Origin of the sequence: Pseudoalteromonas sp. T1lg122, from assembly GCF_002964825.1 — a bacterium.
In the GTDB taxonomy this organism is placed as follows: Bacteria; Pseudomonadota; Gammaproteobacteria; order Enterobacterales; family Alteromonadaceae; genus Pseudoalteromonas; species Pseudoalteromonas gelatinilytica.
In genome coordinates this window covers 189,992-208,248 of sequence record NZ_PQCG01000031.1, presented here as the reverse complement: position 1 = coordinate 208,248, position 18,257 = coordinate 189,992, and the positions used below count along the sequence as shown (strand labels likewise).

The following is an 18,257-nucleotide window of genomic DNA, read 5'->3' as shown; positions in this document are numbered from 1 at the left end:
AGATACAAAAAAAGCCGATGTTACATCGGCTTTTTTGTGTCTGGAATTTTGCGGTAGTTAGATCTGCGTTGCATTACGCTGGCGTAACACTTCAAATAAACAAATCCCCGTCGCAACTGACACATTTAAGCTAGATACCGTACCAGCCATTGGGATTTTAACTAATAAATCACAATGCTCACGAGTTAAGCGGCGCATACCATCCCCTTCTGCACCCATAACAATCGCCATTGGCCCTGTTAGATTTGCATCGAATAACTCAGTATCTGTTTCACCTGCAGTGCCGACAACCCAAACACCTGCGTCTTTAATTTCGCGTAATGTGCGTGCCAGATTAGTGACTTGTACCAGTGGTACTGTTTCTGCCGCACCACATGCTACTTTACGCGCTGTACCATTGAGTTTTGCTGATTTATCTTTAGGAACGATAATCGCGTGCACGCCTGCAGCATCAGCACTACGTAAACACGCCCCTAAGTTATGCGGATCAGTTATGCCATCAAGTACCAGTAAGAAAGGCGTTTCCTCACGGGCAATGATCTCATCTAGATCTTTCTCGTTATACATACGGGCTGCTTTTACATTGGCAATAATGCCTTGGTGCTGCTCACCGTCGGCTTTATTATCAAGCGCTTTACGCTGCATAAATTGTACAGAAATACCGAATTTACGTGCTTCATCAATAATCGGGTTTAAACGTTTATCTTCACGTCCTTTTAAAGCATAAATTTCTAAAAAGCGCTCTGGCTCTTTTGCTAAAATTGCTTCAACTGAGTGAAAACCAAAAATTAATTCATTACTCACGTATTATTTGCTCCTCGGCTATTACGTTTACGGGCATTCTTACCCGGTCTTTTTGCCTTTTTGGTGGCTTTCTTCTTGCTCTTCTTGTTGCCGGCTTTTACAGCATCGGCTTGTTTACCATTAGGTTTTTTACGCCCTTTAGAATGAGAAGACTTGCCACGTTTTTCGTTGTCTTTATCGCCTGACTTAGCCTCAAAACTGCCTGACTGCGGTTTTTTGCCAGGGATTTTACCGGCCTTAAGCTGGGCACGAACACTTGGTTTTGCAGGGGCACTACGACCACGACGACGCGCATAACGGTCTTGTTGCGCTTCACCTGCTAACACTAAGTTTATGCGTCGCTCATCAAGACTTACAGATGAAACCTGAACCGTTACTTTATCGCCTAAACGATAAACGGTATGTGTTTGTTCACCAATCAAGCAATGCTTAGCTCCATCATAATGGAAATATTCATTGCCTAAATTAGTTACATGGATCATGCCGTCGATTTGTAAGTCGTCTAAACGTACAAATAAACCAAAGTTAGTTACCGATGAGATCACCCCACCAAATTCGTCACCAACATGGTCTTGCATAAATTCACATTTCAGCCAATCTGCGACTTCGCGTGTCGCATCATCAGCACGGCGTTCAGTGGTTGAACACTGCTCACCTAAAATATCAACTTCGTCATCAGTGTAGGCGTACTCACCGGATGTTTGCTGACCTTGCGCTTTAAGCACGGCTTTAATTGCACGGTGCACCACTAAATCAGGGTAACGACGAATAGGCGACGTAAAGTGGGCATAGGCTGGCAAAGCCAAACCAAAGTGACCAATGTTATCTGGCTGATACACCGCTTGCTTCATCGAACGAAGCAACATGGTTTGAATAAGCTCAGCTTCAGGACGGTCGCCTAATTTTGCTAACACCTGAGTGATTTCTTTTGGTGTTGGCTCATCAGAAATCGCGGTTTCAATACCAAGCTCTGATAAAAAGTTTCTGAAGAAACCAAGCTTTTCACCATCCGGCTCATCATGCACACGATAAAGCGCACTTGCTTCGTGTTTTTCTAATAAACGGGCAGCTGATACGTTCGCAAGAATCATGCACTCTTCGATAAGCTTGTGTGCATCATTGCGAACCACTGGCACGATTGATTCAATCTTACGGTGTGCATTAAACACAAAACGCGTTTCTAACGTTTCAAATTCAATCGCACCACGTTCTTGGCGTGCTGCTTTTAGTGCCATATACATCTGATGCAAGTCAGTTAAATGCGGCACCATCTCGGCATATTCTTCACGCAGCTTTTCATCGCCTTGTAAAATCGCATTCACTTTAGTGTAGGTAAAACGAGCGTGTGAATTCATCACCGCTTCGTAAAATTTGTACCCAGACAATTTACCCGCATCTGACACTGTCATCTCAGCGACCATACATAAGCGGTCAACTTTCGGGTTTAGTGAGCATAAGCCATTGGATAACACTTTTGGCAGCATCGGAATAACTTGCTCAGGGAAGTACACTGAATTACCGCGTTCAATCGCTTCTTTATTCAGAGGCGTATTCATACCTACATAATGCGACACATCAGCAATAGCGACCCATAAACGCCAACCACCCGATGGTTTACGCTCACAATAAACGGCATCGTCAAAGTCACGGGCATCTTCACCGTCAATAGTCACCAGCGGTAAGTCACGTAAATCAACACGACCTAGCTTTGCTTGTTCATCAACAAACTCACCTAAATGAGCAACTTGCTTCTCAACCGCTTCTGGCCACACATGGGGAATATCGTGATTGCGTAGTGCAACTTCAATTTCCATACCCGGTGCTAAATGTTCACCCAGTACCTCGGTTACTTTACCTACCGCATTCATATGTCGGCTAGGGTTTTGGGTAATTTGCACCTGCACCATTTGATTGTGGCGCGCGCCATTTTCACTACCCGGTAGTATCATAATGTCTTGCGTTATGCGTGGGTCTTCCGCCACTACAACAGCAATACCATGCTCAACAAAATAGCGACCAACAATCGGTGCTCGTTCATTGGTTAATACCTTAATGATACGTGCTTCGCATTTGCCACTAGCGCCTTTACGATTGCCTTTTGCAAGCACAATGTCACCGTGTAACACCATATTCATTTGGTGCTTCGCGATAAACCAATCTTTACTCTCACCTTCAACTTCTAAAAAGCCGAATCCGTCACGATGACCAATGACCTTACCTTTAACGAGGCCAGATTCATCGATCAATGCGTAGCATTTAAACTTATTGAAATACAGTTGACCATCGCGCTCCATAGCACGTAAACGACGTTTGAACGCTATTTGGCGCTCTGTATCGTTCACATGTAATTCGTCACAAAGTTGTGTGAAGTTTGCTGGTTTGGCGCGAGATTCTAAGTGAGTAAGTATAAACTCACGGCTAGGGACGGGGTTTTCGTACTTTTCTTGTTCTCGACTGAGATTGGGATCCTGTTTTGACATTCACTATCTTGTTAGTTGGTTATGTTGTTATTTTAACCCATAACCTAACAATGAGACAGGCAAAAGCTATGAAACTTTTAAGAAATTGATTAATTCTGGCAAAAAGTGAGGCGTTGATATTCTTTGCAACAAACACTCTGTGTTAATATTTTCGGAAAATAACAACAAGCTAACAAATCTATATGGATATTAACTTAACCCATTACCTTTCGACTATGGCCTATAACAGCGCCTACATTGGCCTGTTCATTGCTATCATAGCCCTTGCAAAACTGTCGTATAACTTAGCAACGCCTTACAACACCACCAGCCAGTTAACCGATAATGCCAACAGTGCTTTAGGTTTATCGATAGGCGGTTATTTAGGAGCTATCACCATTATTTACGGCTTTGTTTTAGCTGGGCCTAGTAAAGGGCTTGTTAGCGACTTGATGAATGTTTCACTGTACAGCGTGTTAGGTATGGTACTACTGACCTGCTCACGTATTTTAAATGACAAATTACTGCTGCGCTTGTTCTGCAACCAAGAGCAATTAATTAACCAACAAAACGAGGCCGTTGGCTTAGTACAAGCAGCTAACTATATGGCAGCAGCACTTATCATTGGTGGCGCATTAACCGGCGAAGGCACCTGGTTATCAGCCATTGTGTTCTACTTTTTAGGGCAACTGATGCTGATCATTTTTGCCAAAGGCTATGATCACCTTACTGCATTCAACCTTCACGAGCAGCTAGAAAAAGGCAATAAAGCCGTTGCACTTAGCTTTTCAGGCACCATGTTGGCATTAGCTATTATCTTATGTCATGCGCTTATTGGTGGCTTTCATAGTTGGCAACAAAGCTTAAGCTTATTCTTTATTGACGCATTATTTGGCTTTTTAATTTTACCAATTGTGCGTTACCTCGTTGATAAAATTATTTTTAGTAAAATTTCTCTCGACCAAGCAATGCACGATAAAAACACCGCTGTTGCGGTTATCGAAAGCAGCATTGCCATTTGTGTTGCTGTTATCATCACTATCGCTATTTAAGCTTATATATGGAGTAATGGATGAACATCTATAAGCTTTTTATTATTGCTGCCATCTCGTTTTTGGCTTGCATAATAATACGTGCAGATCTACAAGCGCCACTTATCAGTGGCCAATATGGCAACTTTAAAGACTACGACGGACAAGATAAAGCCTACCTATTTAATGTGCCAGAAGATGGCCAGATGATGCGCTTAGAAATTAAAGGCAGACTGCCTTTAAATTCGTGGAAAGCCATTGACCTTGAAGTATTTGACCCTGATGGCAACTATTTATTTAGTTACGCAGATGAGCTATGGGCTGAAACCGGACGCGATTCAGAAGGAAAATGGACTGAATACCGTGATTATACTTATCACGATGTCCACTTCCCCAAGAAGGGGCAATATAGCGCCTACGTTAGTAGTACGTTTGGCCCAAATAAGCGTGCCGAACATTTTAGTTATACGTTTCGAATTATCCCAATCAAAGGGAATAGTAAAATACTTATTCCGCTAATGTGGATGTCAGGCATTATTGCTGGCTTATGCCTTTTTGTGATTTTGAATCGCTTAGAGGAAGGTAAAAATAAATCAGATATTTCTTTTCAACCTATCACCAAAAAAGGCTTACAGGCAAAGCAAGCGATGGAAACAACATTTCCTGTTTGGCCTATAGCCCTGCTGTTTTTTGTGCCTGTGCTACTTGTATCTCTGTTCGCCTATGGCAAAGATGATGATGAAGCTGACTGGCAAGTTTACGCCTATGGACACAGTAATATCTATGTAGATAAACAGCTTCGAGAGCAAAGTATTGGTAGTGCTGGTTTTCGTTCACGAGGCGGCCCGGGTGGTAAGTAAATCAATTCGCGAAAGCCACATTTTACTGTTTAGTATTTTTGTCGCTGGCCTTTGCTCTATTATCTATGAGCTGCTGATCGCAACAACGGGTGCCTACTTTTTGGGTGATAGCATCACCCAATTTTCTCTGACGATTGGCGTCTATATGGCGGCAATGGGCATAGGCTCTTATTTTTCGCGTTTTGTGCCCGATAAACCACTGCTAGCTTATTTTATAGGTTTTGAGTTAGCGCTTGCACTACTTGGTGGTTTGAGCGTGCCCTTGTTGTACTTCTCGTATGCCTATGGCTTACCACTACAAGCAATTAGTATTTTACTCACCACGCTAATAGGGATTTTGATTGGCTTAGAAATTCCGCTGTTAAGTCGCCTAATGGAAAAACATTATGCGCTAAAAGCAAACCTCGCCAATGTGTTATCTATTGACTACTTTGGTGCCCTGCTCGCGACTTTACTGTTTCCTTTTCTATTTTTACCTTGGCTTGGGGTTTTTAAAACGGCCCTAAGCTTTGGCTTAATGAATCTAAGTATTGCGCTGCTATTGCTTTGGTACTTTATCGACCATATCAGCCCAAACCGTCGAAAAGTACTGAGGCTCACACTTGTTTTAGTTAGCTTAATATTGGTGCTTTGCTTATTTGCTAGTAAACAGCTCACGTATCTTTGGCAAAGCCAAATTTACGATGATCGTGTTGTACATTCAGAGCAAACCCCCTATCAGCAAATCGTACTCACTCGTCATAAAGATGATATTCGCCTTTATTTAAACGGTGGCTTACAGTTTTCATCGATTGATGAATATCGCTATCACGAAGCGCTTATTCACCCAGCCATGGTGCGCCATGGCAATGCAAAACGAATTCTAATTTTAGGTGGTGGCGATGGCTTAGCAGCCAGAGAGCTTTTGAAATACCCGCAATTAGAGTCTATTACCCTGGTTGATTTAGACCCTGCTGTCGCTAGGCTTGCGCAAACTAATCACAACCTCACAACACTTAACAAGCACTCACTGAGTGATCCTAAAGTGACAATTATTCATCAAGATGCCTATGTGTTTGTTGAGCAAAGCGAACAACTGTTCGATATTATTTTTATTGATTTACCCGATCCAAAAGCAATCAACCTTGCACGGCTTTACAGTCAGCAATTTTATCAACTAGTAAAAACACGACTGCCAAATAACGGAATTGTGGTCACCCAAGCCACCAGTCCATTTTTTGCAAAACAGGCATTTTGGTCTATCAACAACACGCTCAGTGCAGCAGGCTTTGCTCATACTTTGCCTTATCATTTGAATGTGCCCTCTTTTGGTGAGTGGGGCTTTGTTATGGCTTGCAACTTAATGTGTAGCAACCACCAGTTATTGCCTGTTAACACCCGCTATTATCGCCCTGAAAATGACGCACAACTGTTTATTTTCACGCCAGACATTAGCGCTAACAACGAAAAAGTATCGACGCTTGATGAGCCAAATGTGCTGCACTATTACTTACAAGGGTGGAAATATTGGAACTAAACGAATGGATTAGCCCATTTGGGGAGTTTACAAAGTAAAGGATTACCGTTACAAAGAGAGTTAATAACAACAATAACAAGGTTTGTAATGCAGGCGCACAAACAGAGCCTAATATACTTACATATTGCAGTGCTACTCTTTGGTGGTACTGCATTATTTGCCAAGCTAGTCAGCCTAAGTGCATTAGATATTACCGTTTACCGAACAGCCATTGCGGGCTGTACACTACTGCTGTTACTCACAATCCAAAAGAAAGCGATTAAGCTTCACTCACGTCGTGATTATTTCATCGCCTTGTTACTTGGTGTCATTGTTGGAATACATTGGCTTACCTACTTCGCAGGTATGCAATTGGCAGGTATTGCAGTCGGTATGATTGCCTTTTTTACTTACCCTGTTATCACGGTATTTTTAGAGCCTTTATTTCATGGCAGTAAACCACAGCTTAAAGATATTTTTAGCGCCTTGGTGGTAATGCTAGGGATTTACTTACTCATTCCAGATGCCAGCTTAGGTAATGATGTCACACTCGGTATTGCTATTGGTATTTTGTCAGCGTTCTTTTTTGCTTTTCGAAATATCGTTCACAAGCGTTACTTTAGCCAGTATGGCGGCCCACAAACCATGCTTTATCAAACCTGGATCGCCTGCATTATGCTGTGCGCCTTTGTCGAAGTACCGCCATTACAAGTTGATACAATAAATTGGCTGCTATTAATTACCGTAGGGGTTATTTTTACAGCAGCACCGCATTCACTGTTTGCAGCAAGCCTAAAAAACTTATCAGCCTCAACCGCTGGTTTGATATCGTGTTTGCAGCCTTTATACGGTACGTTTTTCGCTTTTTTAATTTTGCATGAGCAACCTTCAATTAGCACTCTTATTGGTGGCGCGTTAGTAATTAGTGCCGCTTTTTATGAAACATGGTCAGTGACTCGTAGGTATAAGCAATGATGAAAGTATTCGCTCACAGAGGTGCCAGTGGTACCTATCCAGAAAATACCAAGAGCGCCATTATCGCCGCTGTTGATTTGGCAGTAGATGGTATCGAAATTGATGTGCAAAGCTGTCTTGATGATTACATGATTATTCATGACACCTGGCTTGATCGTACAACCTCTGGGCGCGGCAAGGTAAACGCCTGCTCAAAAGAAAAAATTCAGCAATACGATGCAGGCAATGGCGAAGTCGTACCGACTTTACAGCAGGCAATCGATTGGGTTGATGATAAAACACTGCTCAATTTAGAACTTAAACATACTTTTTCGCTAGATAAATTTGTTGAGCTTATTGAGTCAAATGTCAGTGCAGGAAAGATATCTAGAGATAACCTGTTAGTCTCTTCATTCGATCATCACCAACTAATGTGGCTCAAGCAAAAACTGCCATGGGTAAAGATTGGCGCACTCACAGCTTCTATTCCAATTAATTACAGCGAGTTTGCGCAAAAACTGCATGCCTACAGCATTCATGTAGATAAAAACTTTATAAACCATGAGTTTGTTGCTGATGCAAAACAACGCGGCCTTCAAGTTTATGCTTACACGGTCGATAAAGTGGAAGATATCGAATTAATGCTAGAGTATGGCGTAGATGGTATTTTTACTAATTTTCCGTGTCATACACAAATGACACTGCAGTCACTGTAACTCAACAAAACTAAGCTATACTGTTGAATTATGTGAAATTGAATAATAAAAAAATACGCCAAAATGAATCAACACAACACCTTAATGAGTAGCTATATGCGCATTTATAATTTTATCGAACAAACATTCTTTTACACTCTTACACGTAAGATTGTCGGTAATTTAGGTTTTGTGTTTGCGTTTCAAGCTATCACATTAATCTGGCTTTATAGCAGCCTGTCAGAGCAACAAGCTGGTATGGGACTATTTTGGTTAATGACCTTTGTTATCGTCGCCAGCTTTATTTTTACTGTTTTCTACATGCGCTTTTTGATTGTGCGCCCCGTGCAAGCAATGCGCGACACACTTGAGCAAATCAATCGCCATGATGCTGATTTATCAGCCAAGCTACCGCATTTTACCTACGATGAATTTCGAGATTTAAGTGAGCAGTACAATACCTTTACCGTTCACCTAGCAAAACTATTAGCCACTACGTACCAAAGTGCACAAGCCAGTGCTGATAGTAGCTTAAAGATGACTCATTCTATGCAGCAAACCGCACAGATGAGCCACCAGCAAATAAAATTCAGTCAAACCATTACCGATTCAAGTAATCAAATTACTTCAAGCCTAGAGAATATCTCAGCGAATACAGACAGCGTACATCAAGTAAATAATGAACACTTGAGCTTTGTGCAGCACTCGGCTACTGAGTTATCGGCACTGGTTAAAAAGGTCGCGATGATAAGCCAAATTTTGGGTAACTTCTCAGCAACTGTGTCTGGTCTGAAAGAAAACAGCGAGAACATTCGCGCCATTTTGAAAATGGTCGAAGAATTTTCGGATCAAACCAATTTACTTGCCCTCAATGCTGCAATTGAGGCGGCACGTGCCGGTGAAGCTGGCCGAGGTTTTGCTGTGGTTGCCGATGAAGTCAGATCGCTCTCAGTTAAAGTAAACGATGCAACTCGCCAGATCAGTGATTTTATTAATCAAATGAACACCCTCGTTAGCGAAACCAATAAAGAATCTGAGCAACTAATTAGCCACTCGAGTGAGGCTGAAACAGCAATTAGCAATACCTCAACAGGCTTTAGCAATATGCTTGGCGAATTTGAGCAAAACCAACAACAGCTGCAGCAGATTGTCAGCGCGGTGCATTTACTAGAGCAAACCCAAACCCACACTCATCAAACGGTAGAGCAAATTGTGGCTTTGGGCGAGCAAGCTAAACAGCAAATTGATGAATCACTCGCTGATTGCCAACAATCACACAAACTGAGCCAACAAACCCAAGAGCAATTAAAACGCTTTGTGTAAAAATTGACTTAATTCATTTAGTTACAGTACTGTATAAGAAAACATCTAAAGGGAATTTAAATGAAAAATGTTTTCTTTGCAGTACTCACGCTATGCACGCTTTTTATTACTTATAAAGTCGTTAACTTGCTTGAGAGTAACAGTACACACAATGTTATGGCTGTAGAAACAGCTGAAGAGACCGCCCCCCTTACTATTGAGTCATCAGCGCTTCAAACAAAAATAAACCCGCAATCATCACAAGAGACTGATTCTCCAAGTTATAGCAATACATTTGCCAACACAAACGCCTCTAAAGATTCAATAAGCTCATTTGATGAACTCGTAACAAACACAGAAAACGGTCAAAAAGTGTTTAATACACAGCCATTAAACGAAATGGGATTTACACAAATTCAAGATTATGTTTCTGAGTTAGCGAATGGCTTAACTGATACCAACAAAGCGCAAATTAGAGAACTAGTTTACGATGAAACAGTGAAATACCAAGAAGAACACGCAGACATTACTGTTTATGATATGCAATGCTCAAATCAACTATGCGGCATTATTCTGCAAAGCAATAATACAGATGCCATTAGCCAGAGCCTTGATGATTTAATCAGCAACAACACTATGAAGCAAAACACTAGAGGTGGATTATCGCGTGCATTTTCTGAAAACAACGTCGAGTATGGCTTACTAATCGCTGTTATTACTGACGAAGGAATTACCCTACAATAAGTGAATATTGTTCAGGGCCTACCTCAAACTATGTTAAAGTAGCCGCTTCTTGGCTACTTTTTTATTGACCGTGACAACACCCGCTATTGATTATGAACAACTCGCGCTGCAAATAAAGCAATGGGGTAAAGACCTTGGCTTTGCAGAAGTCGGGATCACTGATATTGACCTAACGAAACACGAAGCGCAGCTACAACGCTGGTTAGATTTAGGCTATCACGGTGAGATGGAATACATGGCAGCCCATGGTATGAAGCGAGCGCGCCCCGCTGAGTTGGTACCTGGTACGCAGCGAGTCATCTCAGTAAAAATGAATTACCTACCGCCTGATGCAAGTTTTGCTAAAAACCTTAAACAAACCGACAAAGCGTATATCAGTCGCTATGCATTAGGTCGTGATTATCACAAGTTAATTCGCAACCGTTTGAAAAAATTAGGCCAACAAATAGAACAGCATATCGGCCAACTCGGTTTTCGTCCTTTTGTTGACTCAGCCCCTGTGCTTGAAAGACAACTAGCCGAAAAGGCAGGCTTAGGTTGGCGTGGAAAACATAGTTTATTAATCAATAAAGAAGCGGGCTCTTGGTTTTTCTTAGGTGAGTTATTTGTTGATATACCGCTGCCTATTGATGAAGAAAATAGTTTTGAAGGCTGTGGTAAATGCGTTGCCTGTATGACGCTGTGCCCAACTGGTGCAATTGTCGAGCCTTATGTCGTTGATGCCCGTAAGTGTATTTCTTACCTAACGATTGAGTTACAAGGCGCGATCCCAGAAGAATATCGTCCGCTGCTAGGCAATCGTGTCTATGGCTGTGATGATTGCCAGTTAGTGTGTCCATGGAATCGCTATGGTCAGCTCACCGATGAAGCTGACTTTCACCCAAGAAAGCAGCTTAAAGATCAAGACTTACTGGTTTTATTTGCATGGGATGAAACTACCTTTCTTAAAAATACCGAAGGCAGCCCTATACGCCGTATTGGTCACGAGCGCTGGTTAAGAAACCTCGCTGTCGGATTAGGTAACGCTGATTACAACGAGCAAATAATCGAGGCTTTAGAGCAAAGGTTAACAACCGCTACAGCTTTGGTCGCTGAGCATATCGAGTGGGCGCTTGATCAGCAAAAAAATAAGCGCCAGTTAAAGCTTCGTAAAACGGCACGCTTAATTCGCATTGTTGAAAAAGGCCTACCCAGAGATGCTTGATGCATAATAAAAACGATGTACCTATTGCTTTAATAATTGCGATAGGTCATTTTCAATTTCTTTGAAGGCCGCTTTAACCCCTTTTACAGACTCTTCTCGAGCTACTGAGTTTTGAATGGTTTCATCGACCTTTTGATAGATAAACACTCTTGGTCTTCATCTAAGCCCATGGTCGGTATGCGCCTTTCTAAGTCTTCTTGAAGCTGCTTAAAAATTGCTTCGTTATTGATACGGTTTTCATTTAAAAGCTCAATTAAACCAGTAAATTTACTATGTACCTTACCGACGGCATCATTCAATTGTTGTTGCTGCTGAAGAAGCTCTTTTTTTGTGAGAATCGCTTTAAGCTGCTGCTCTGTAACACTGACTAAAAAGCAAATATGGTCTCGAATTCGGCCATGCTTATCTGGGTCTTGTCCCGGCATGTTTAAGATAAGCAAACTAATCATTTCATAGTTTACTAAAATCCGATTTGAGAACTCGTGCAAACGTCCTTTACTTTTGAGCATTTCAAACAGCTCGATCACTATGGGTGAACACACTCCCGACACAGAGAAATGTAACACTTCACCATCTAGCCTAAATTCCACGTTACTTTGTAAATCAAACGCACCTAAACAGTTTAAAAAGGCTTTACCGAGATCTTGCTCATTATCAATCGAACCAATATGTTCGATGTAATTAACGATTTGCCCCATTTCACTGCTGTTTGCCATGGCGTTAAACGCCGTTGAAGTCGCATCTTCAACCTGTTGCTCTAACGACTCTTTTTCAATGAGTACTTGATTCAAATGTTGTAATTTCAGTCTCAGTTCTTCATGGCTAAATGGCTTAACAATGTAGTCTTCTGCACCGACAGAGTAGCCTTCCATACGCTCTTCAACCGTGCCCCTCGCTGAGACAAACATCACTATAATTTTTTGTGTGATTGGGTTTTCTTTGAGTTTACGGCATACATCATAACCACTCATTTGTGGCATGCTCACATCGAGTAAAATCACCTGAGGATCAAACTCTTCAACGACTTCTAAACATTCTGGGCCGCTATTAACCATTTTCAGCTCAAAATCGAGATCTTCTAAGATCTCTTCAATAATTTCTAGATTAAATGGTTCATCATCAACCGCTAAAATACGCTTCAAGGCCATGATTGCTTCTTCCGTTTTATCAATTTATCGATATAGACTGTTGTTCATTTGCCAAGTGTTGTGGCAAGTCTATTTCTAGGGGCAGTCGAACCAAAATAGTCGCGCCCCCGTATTCATTGTTGCTTGCCATAATGGTGCCTTGATGCAAGGACACGAATTCACGACAAATCGCCAGACCAAGCCCGGTGCCTCCCGCACCACTGTTGGTTTTACTACTTTGCTCAAACTTAGCAAAAATCTTTTCAAGTTCTTGTTCAGGGATCCCTATTCCGCGGTCAATAACAGCGATTTCGGCCATCTCCTCATGCACCGCTAAACTAATATCAATCTCGCTATTCGGCTCACTAAATTTCAGTGCATTTCCGAGTAAGTTGCGCATGATTTGGTTTATTTGCTCTTCGTCACACTCAAGCACAATGCCTTGCTCAAAGCCTATTGGCCGAATCGCAATATTTCGCTCAAGCGCTGTGCCCGACACATCATCAATACTGGTTTTTATAATATTGCTTAAATTATGTTTGTGTGGATTGAATGGGAATTTCCCGACATCGAGCTTTGATAAATCAAGCAAGTTATTTAGCAGCGACAATAAGCGCTCACCACTTTGCTCAATTCTAGATAAGTATTTATTTAACTTATCTTTACTTAAATCGTCATTGGCAACCTTCTCAAGCCCAAAGCGAGCAAAACTTAAGATAGAATGCATAGGGGTTCTAAGTTCGTGAGACATGTTTGCTAAAAACTCAGATTTACTGTGATTTGCAGCTTCTGCAACATTTTTAGCGTGCTCTAACTGGGCAGTACGGGCTTTTACTTCTTCTTCAAGCATGTCTTTTGCTTCAAGCAGCAAGTCTTCTTTCTCTTTTAAATGAGTCACATTTTTAAAGATAACCGCTAACGCTATTTCGCCATGATGATCGATTTCATTAAACGAACCAACAAGAGGTACCTCTGTGCCATTTTTCTTAAGTAGTCGTAAATCACAACTAAATTGACGATTTTTACTTAAGGTTGCGATTTTATCTTTGATTCGCTCAGTTGATGCCACATCAAAGAACTCATAGACCGAGCAGTTTTCAAACTCTTTGAGCGGTTTTTCAAACAGCTGTTCACAGGCATCGTTCGTTTCAATTACCTTGCCACAGCGTTCAAATAAAATAATAGCATCTGGGGTATGTTTAAAGATAACCCGCAGTAAGCTGTCTTTTTCAATGAGTGCATCAACGGTATTTTGTAAACGCTCCACTAATTCACTGTTATGGCGTCTTAAGAGCTCTGTCTGCCACAGTTTATGCACTGATTGTAGTAAGCTATTATCATCAACCGGTTTGATGAGCACATCTTCCACCCCTTGGCGAATAGCGGCCACCATGGAGACTTGATCAGGCTTAGAAGTATAAAGTAAACAGCGACTATTCGGCTGGCGTGTTTTGAGCTTGTTGAAAAGCGCAAGTCCAGTACCGTCTTCAAAAGTAAAATCGCTTATCAGTAAATCAATATTTTGCTCTTTGATAACATCCAATGCTGACGCCGTACTATCAGCCGTGAAGGTTTTAATATGTGCACCTTTGAGATTCAGGGCTATTTGCGCCAAACGTTCAGCACAATGATCAACGAGTAACACGGTAGGAAGTTGAAGAATATTATCGCTGTCGAGCTCAAGCACCCCTTCCAATAAAGAGCTAATTTCTTTATTGGCAAAGAAAGGGTAAATGACCACAGCATTAGGTAACAGGCGATTTACTTCACTAAAATGCTCAAGTAAATCGCTTCGTTGTGCTTTAGGAGCCAAAAGCAAGAAATGCTCTTGAGAAAATACCTCCATAAGCTTTTTAATAATACTGGTTGGCACACCATGAGAAGCTGCAACAAGATCAAAGTCTTGCTCTAAAACAGCATCATCAACCATCGCAAAATGTAATAGCTCTACTCTGCAGCCAATCAGCTCCAGCAGCACCTTTACCCGCATGGCTAAAACACTATTGCTATCAACAATTAATATTCTTCGCACCGTTGACTAGACCCGCTTAATAATAAATACCTATTTTAGCGTAGTCTAAAATCACAGTGGGTCACAATTTGTACCGCATTTTTTATTAGTTTTTTAACGTATTAACGGTCTAATCGCTTGCCTAAAATAGTGAGGCTATAAGCTTTATCATCCATAATCGCAATATCCGGAAGCTCTCCCCAGACCTTGTAATCAAAGCGATTAAACAGTTTTATGCTCGGTAGGTTATGGCTGAAAATAAAAGCTAATAACACCTTGATATCAAGTGTTTTTGCATGCTGCTCTGAAAATGTAAGCAATTGTTTACCAAGCCCTTGTCCTTGAGCCTGTTGAGTGATGTAAATGCTTATTTCAACGGTACCATCGTAAGCAGGACGCCCATAAAACGACTTATAACTCAGCCAAGCAAGCACTTTACCTTGTTGCTCAAAAACAAAGATAGGTCTTTTCTGTGTATGGCTATCAAACCACACTTGCCTATCTGCAACCGACACCTCTTCGGTATCTGCGGTTACCATACGCCCAGGGATAGTCTCGTTATAAATAGCGACTATGTCAGTTAAATCGTTTTGAGTTGCTTTGCGAATCGTCATAAATAGCTGAAATTAAATGATCACTTTGCTGCATATTAGCGTATATTCATCACAAATAACTAGCGGGAAATAACTATGTATAAATATGCTTTGTTACTTGCAGCAGGCCTACTAACAACAAACCTTGCAGCACAAACCACAGAAGCGACACCGGCAGCTAAAGCAAGCAGTCAATGCGATGATTTCACCAATGTCACAATGAGAAAATTACGCTCGAAAGAGTCAATCAACTTATGTGAATTTAAAGATAAGCCGCTATTAATTGTTAATACCGCCAGTAACTGTGGTTTTACACCGCAATTTGAAGGCTTAGAAGCCCTTCATAAAGAATACAAAGACCGTGGTTTAGTCGTATTAGGGTTTCCTTCAGATGATTTTTTTCAAGAAGAAGACGATGAAAAAGACACTGCTAAAGTATGCTTCATCAATTATGGTGTAACCTTTGATATGTTTGCCACAAGCGCCGTTCGAGGTAGTGATGTGAACCCAATATTTAAGCACTTAAACGAAGTAACCAGTTCACCTAACTGGAACTTTTACAAATACTTAGTGTCTGCTGACCGTAAGACAGTACAACGCTTCAACAGTAAAACTAAGCCAGAATCGCAAACATTACGCGATGCAATTGAAGCTGAGCTGACTGCAAAATAAATTTAATTTTTCGTTCGGTAAATATTGAACTAGACTAGTAATTTAATACTAAAACACACATTAGGGAGATGTTATGGCAGTAGCCAGTGCAAGACACATTCTCGTAGACAGTGAAGCTCACTGTTTGGATTTAAAACAGCAAATTGAGCAAGGAGCTGACTTTGCAGAGCTTGCTCGTGCTCATTCTAATTGCCCATCAGGTCAAGATGGTGGTGCATTAGGTGAGTTTGGCCCTGGCATGATGGTTCCAGAGTTCGACAAAGTCGTTTTCTCTGCGCCAATTAACCAAGTACAAGGCCCTGTACAAACTCAGTTTGGTTATCATCTTCTTGAAGTAACAAGCCGTACTGATTAATTTCACAATTGAATCCAAAAAGCCGCTTCACAGCGGCTTTTTTTTGCAAAGGATACCATCATGCAATTACTAGGCTCTACCACTTCACCTTTTGTGCGCCGTATTCGGATTTGGGCGGCACTTAATAACCTACCTATTGATTTTATTAATTTGGATATTTTCTCTGAGCAAGACAGACAAACCATGATTGCTCATAACCCTGCCAGAAAAATTCCTGTATTAATTGACCATGATTTTACCTTGTGTGATTCCAACTCAATTATTCGCTATTTGCTTGAACAAGCAGATCAGCCATTACTTAGCTGGCAGCAAGAGAACTATTTAACCATTATCAATGCGTGTAATGATTCATTAGTAGAAATTCTACTTTGTCAGCGCTCGGGGTTTGATACCAACACCGACAAACTGTTTTTTAATTTACAGAATGAACGAATTGCTGAAACATTAGCCTATTTAAATAGTCATTTATTGGAGCCAGTATTTAAAAGCTGTGAATACCTCAACATCAGTTTATACTGCTTGCTAGATTGGATCCGCTTCCGCGAATTAACTGATTTTAGCCAACTAAATAACTTAGTTGATTTTTATCATAAATTCGCCGATAAAGCGGCGGTACAACAAACAGATCCACGAAAATAAAGATAAGGGTTACGCAAATGAGCGATATCGAAATTGAATCAGAATTAGTTAGCTTTGTAGAAAAAGTTCGTTTGAACGAATCTATGTGGGCACTCGGTGCCGAAGATGGTGGTTTTGTTGTCTGTGAATCAAACCAATTTAGCGACACTGATGTGCTATTACTATGGGGCACTGAAGACGCTGCAAAAGCACAATGTAAAGACGAGTGGCAAGACTACACGCCCGTTGAAATTGGCCTAGACGAGTTCCTTGATGAATGGGTTGAAGACCTAAACGAAGATGATGCACTTGTAGGTTTAAACTGGAACGATGATCAAGTTTGCGTTGAAATCGAACCGGTTGGTCTAGCTAAAGCACTGTGCGATTAATAGCAATCCTTAGGCTGACAACGACACTGCCGTTTTTATGGCAGTGTCGTTAAGCTGAAAACTTGATACTTATATTGATTTTAACAATAGAACCACTATTACTTGCAATCAATGCCTTGCCTAAATCGCTTTTAATTCCAACTGAAACTCGCATCTTGAGGTGGTTTGGGTATATCAGGTATACTCTTCGACACATCTTTATTATCAAGGTATTAGGTTGAAGTCCCATCTTGGTCGTAGGCCATTTTCGGCCATGGAATTACATACCCTGTATAATGGTTACATCTATGGTGATCAGCGTTTAACACGTGAGCAAGCTAAGCATTGGCACTTTTGGCTGCCTTTATTTGCTTATTATACTGGTGCCTATAGCGATGAAATTGGCCACTTAACCCTAGATAACATCGTCACCCTTGACGGTATTCGCTGCTTTGATTTTCATACGCATGGCAAGATAAAACCCCGCTATGTGCCAATCCATAATGCATTACTCGATGCTGGACTTGATCAATACTTAGACTTTTTAACAGATCAAAATCAACAACGACTAATGTTTGATTTACCTGCAAAATCAGGTCGCTATAGCGAAAAAGTACGCATTTGGTTTTCGGGTGAAGGTGAACGTGCTGGTTACTTACAAAAATGTGCTATTCCTAATGTCGATCAACAAGGTATGAAAACCGCAATTAGTAGCTTACGGCTCAACTTCGAACAACAAGTGCGTATTCATGCACTGCAAGCAAATAGCAAAGACGCCTTTAACTACTTACTTGGTTTTAAAGATTTCAACGAACAACGCTTTACTGATTTGGCACTATTAAATGCCGTGCTACAAAACGTCCGACAAATAAACCCACACCTGCATTGGCAACGTTTCATCGACCGCCATAATTAACTGACAAACTTTGTTACTAACTATTTATTACTGTTCAAATTAAAACCTG

The 18,257-nt window shown here is 41.1% G+C and carries 17 protein-coding genes and 1 pseudogene; 13 read left to right on the top strand and 5 right to left on the bottom strand.

What is annotated here, in order from left to right; all coding sequences use genetic code 11:
- Positions 1-57 precede the first annotated feature (57 nt).
- Together rlmB and rnr are read right to left on the bottom strand one after the other, a co-directional pair.
- The gene (gene rlmB / locus C2M33_RS11795) at positions 58-804 is read right to left on the bottom strand and encodes a 23S rRNA (guanosine(2251)-2'-O)-methyltransferase RlmB (RefSeq protein ID WP_063702555.1); all 747 of its coding nucleotides are present in this window, start codon (positions 802-804) and stop codon (positions 58-60) included.
- Positions 801-3,284 (bottom strand): ribonuclease R, encoded by a 2,484-nt coding sequence (rnr, locus tag C2M33_RS11790; protein ID WP_063702557.1) that lies wholly within the window; start codon positions 3,282-3,284, stop codon positions 801-803. The genes rlmB and rnr overlap by 4 nt, the downstream gene beginning before the upstream one ends.
- A 182-nt stretch (positions 3,285-3,466) precedes the next feature.
- Here rnr and C2M33_RS11785 point away from each other — a divergent pair, with 182 nt between their 5' ends.
- The 8 genes from C2M33_RS11785 (at position 3,467) to queG (ending at position 11,548) form a co-directional block, all read left to right on the top strand.
- Entirely contained in the window at positions 3,467-4,315 is an 849-nt protein-coding gene (locus C2M33_RS11785; protein WP_063702559.1) for a DUF350 domain-containing protein, read from the top strand.
- 20 nt (positions 4,316-4,335) lie between these two features.
- The gene (locus tag C2M33_RS11780) at positions 4,336-5,154 is read left to right on the top strand and encodes a hypothetical protein (RefSeq protein WP_063702562.1); all 819 of its coding nucleotides are present in this window, start codon (positions 4,336-4,338) and stop codon (positions 5,152-5,154) included.
- The gene (locus tag C2M33_RS11775) at positions 5,144-6,670 is read left to right on the top strand and encodes a polyamine aminopropyltransferase (protein WP_233999177.1); all 1,527 of its coding nucleotides are present in this window, start codon (positions 5,144-5,146) and stop codon (positions 6,668-6,670) included. The genes C2M33_RS11780 and C2M33_RS11775 overlap by 11 nt, the downstream gene beginning before the upstream one ends.
- 87 nt (positions 6,671-6,757) lie before the next feature.
- Entirely contained in the window at positions 6,758-7,624 is an 867-nt protein-coding gene (locus tag C2M33_RS11770; protein WP_105174514.1) for a DMT family transporter, read from the top strand.
- Positions 7,621-8,319, top strand: a complete 699-nt coding sequence (locus C2M33_RS11765) for a glycerophosphodiester phosphodiesterase (RefSeq protein WP_063702566.1) — start codon at positions 7,621-7,623, stop codon at positions 8,317-8,319. Before C2M33_RS11770 ends, C2M33_RS11765 begins: the two co-directional genes overlap by 4 nt.
- A gap of 84 nt (positions 8,320-8,403) precedes the next feature.
- Entirely contained in the window at positions 8,404-9,621 is a 1,218-nt protein-coding gene (locus C2M33_RS11760) for a methyl-accepting chemotaxis protein (protein WP_063702568.1), read from the top strand.
- Between the two features lie 60 nt (positions 9,622-9,681).
- Complete coding sequence (locus C2M33_RS11755) at positions 9,682-10,344, top strand: hypothetical protein (RefSeq protein WP_105174513.1); 663 nt, start codon at positions 9,682-9,684, stop codon at positions 10,342-10,344.
- A gap of 70 nt (positions 10,345-10,414) precedes the next feature.
- Positions 10,415-11,548, top strand: a complete 1,134-nt coding sequence (queG, locus tag C2M33_RS11750) for a tRNA epoxyqueuosine(34) reductase QueG (RefSeq protein WP_105174571.1) — start codon at positions 10,415-10,417, stop codon at positions 11,546-11,548.
- 21 nt (positions 11,549-11,569) lie between these two features.
- On the opposite strand, the pseudogene C2M33_RS11745 reads toward queG, so the two are convergent.
- The 3 genes and pseudogenes from C2M33_RS11745 to C2M33_RS11735 form a co-directional block, all read right to left on the bottom strand.
- A pseudogene (locus C2M33_RS11745) lies at positions 11,570-12,696 on the bottom strand (response regulator).
- A gap of 19 nt (positions 12,697-12,715) precedes the next feature.
- Positions 12,716-14,665 carry a sensor histidine kinase gene (locus tag C2M33_RS11740; RefSeq protein WP_063702574.1) on the bottom strand — a complete coding sequence of 650 codons (1,950 nt, stop codon included), beginning with the start codon at positions 14,663-14,665 and terminating at the stop codon, positions 12,716-12,718.
- A 143-nt stretch (positions 14,666-14,808) separates the two neighbouring features.
- Positions 14,809-15,300: a GNAT family N-acetyltransferase gene (locus C2M33_RS11735; protein ID WP_063702576.1), complete on the bottom strand. Its 492-nt coding sequence runs from the start codon at positions 15,298-15,300 to the stop codon at positions 14,809-14,811.
- 75 nt (positions 15,301-15,375) lie between these two features.
- Between C2M33_RS11735 and C2M33_RS11730 the strand changes: the two genes are divergently transcribed.
- The 5 genes from C2M33_RS11730 (at position 15,376) to C2M33_RS11710 (ending at position 18,208) form a co-directional block, all read left to right on the top strand.
- On the top strand, positions 15,376-15,951 hold the full coding sequence (locus C2M33_RS11730; RefSeq protein ID WP_063702578.1) for a glutathione peroxidase: 576 nt from the start codon (positions 15,376-15,378) through the stop codon (positions 15,949-15,951).
- A 73-nt stretch (positions 15,952-16,024) separates the two neighbouring features.
- Positions 16,025-16,306 (top strand): peptidylprolyl isomerase, encoded by a 282-nt coding sequence (locus C2M33_RS11725; RefSeq protein ID WP_054552716.1) that lies wholly within the window; start codon positions 16,025-16,027, stop codon positions 16,304-16,306.
- 60 nt (positions 16,307-16,366) lie between these two features.
- Positions 16,367-16,945, top strand: a complete 579-nt coding sequence (locus C2M33_RS11720) for a glutathione S-transferase family protein (protein ID WP_105174512.1) — start codon at positions 16,367-16,369, stop codon at positions 16,943-16,945.
- Positions 16,946-16,962: 17 nt separating this feature from the next.
- Positions 16,963-17,313, top strand: coding sequence for a DUF2750 domain-containing protein (locus C2M33_RS11715; protein ID WP_054552718.1), 351 nt, complete (start codon positions 16,963-16,965; stop codon positions 17,311-17,313).
- 217 nt (positions 17,314-17,530) lie between these two features.
- Positions 17,531-18,208, top strand: a complete 678-nt coding sequence (locus tag C2M33_RS11710) for a hypothetical protein (protein ID WP_105174511.1) — start codon at positions 17,531-17,533, stop codon at positions 18,206-18,208.
- Positions 18,209-18,257 lie beyond the last annotated feature (49 nt).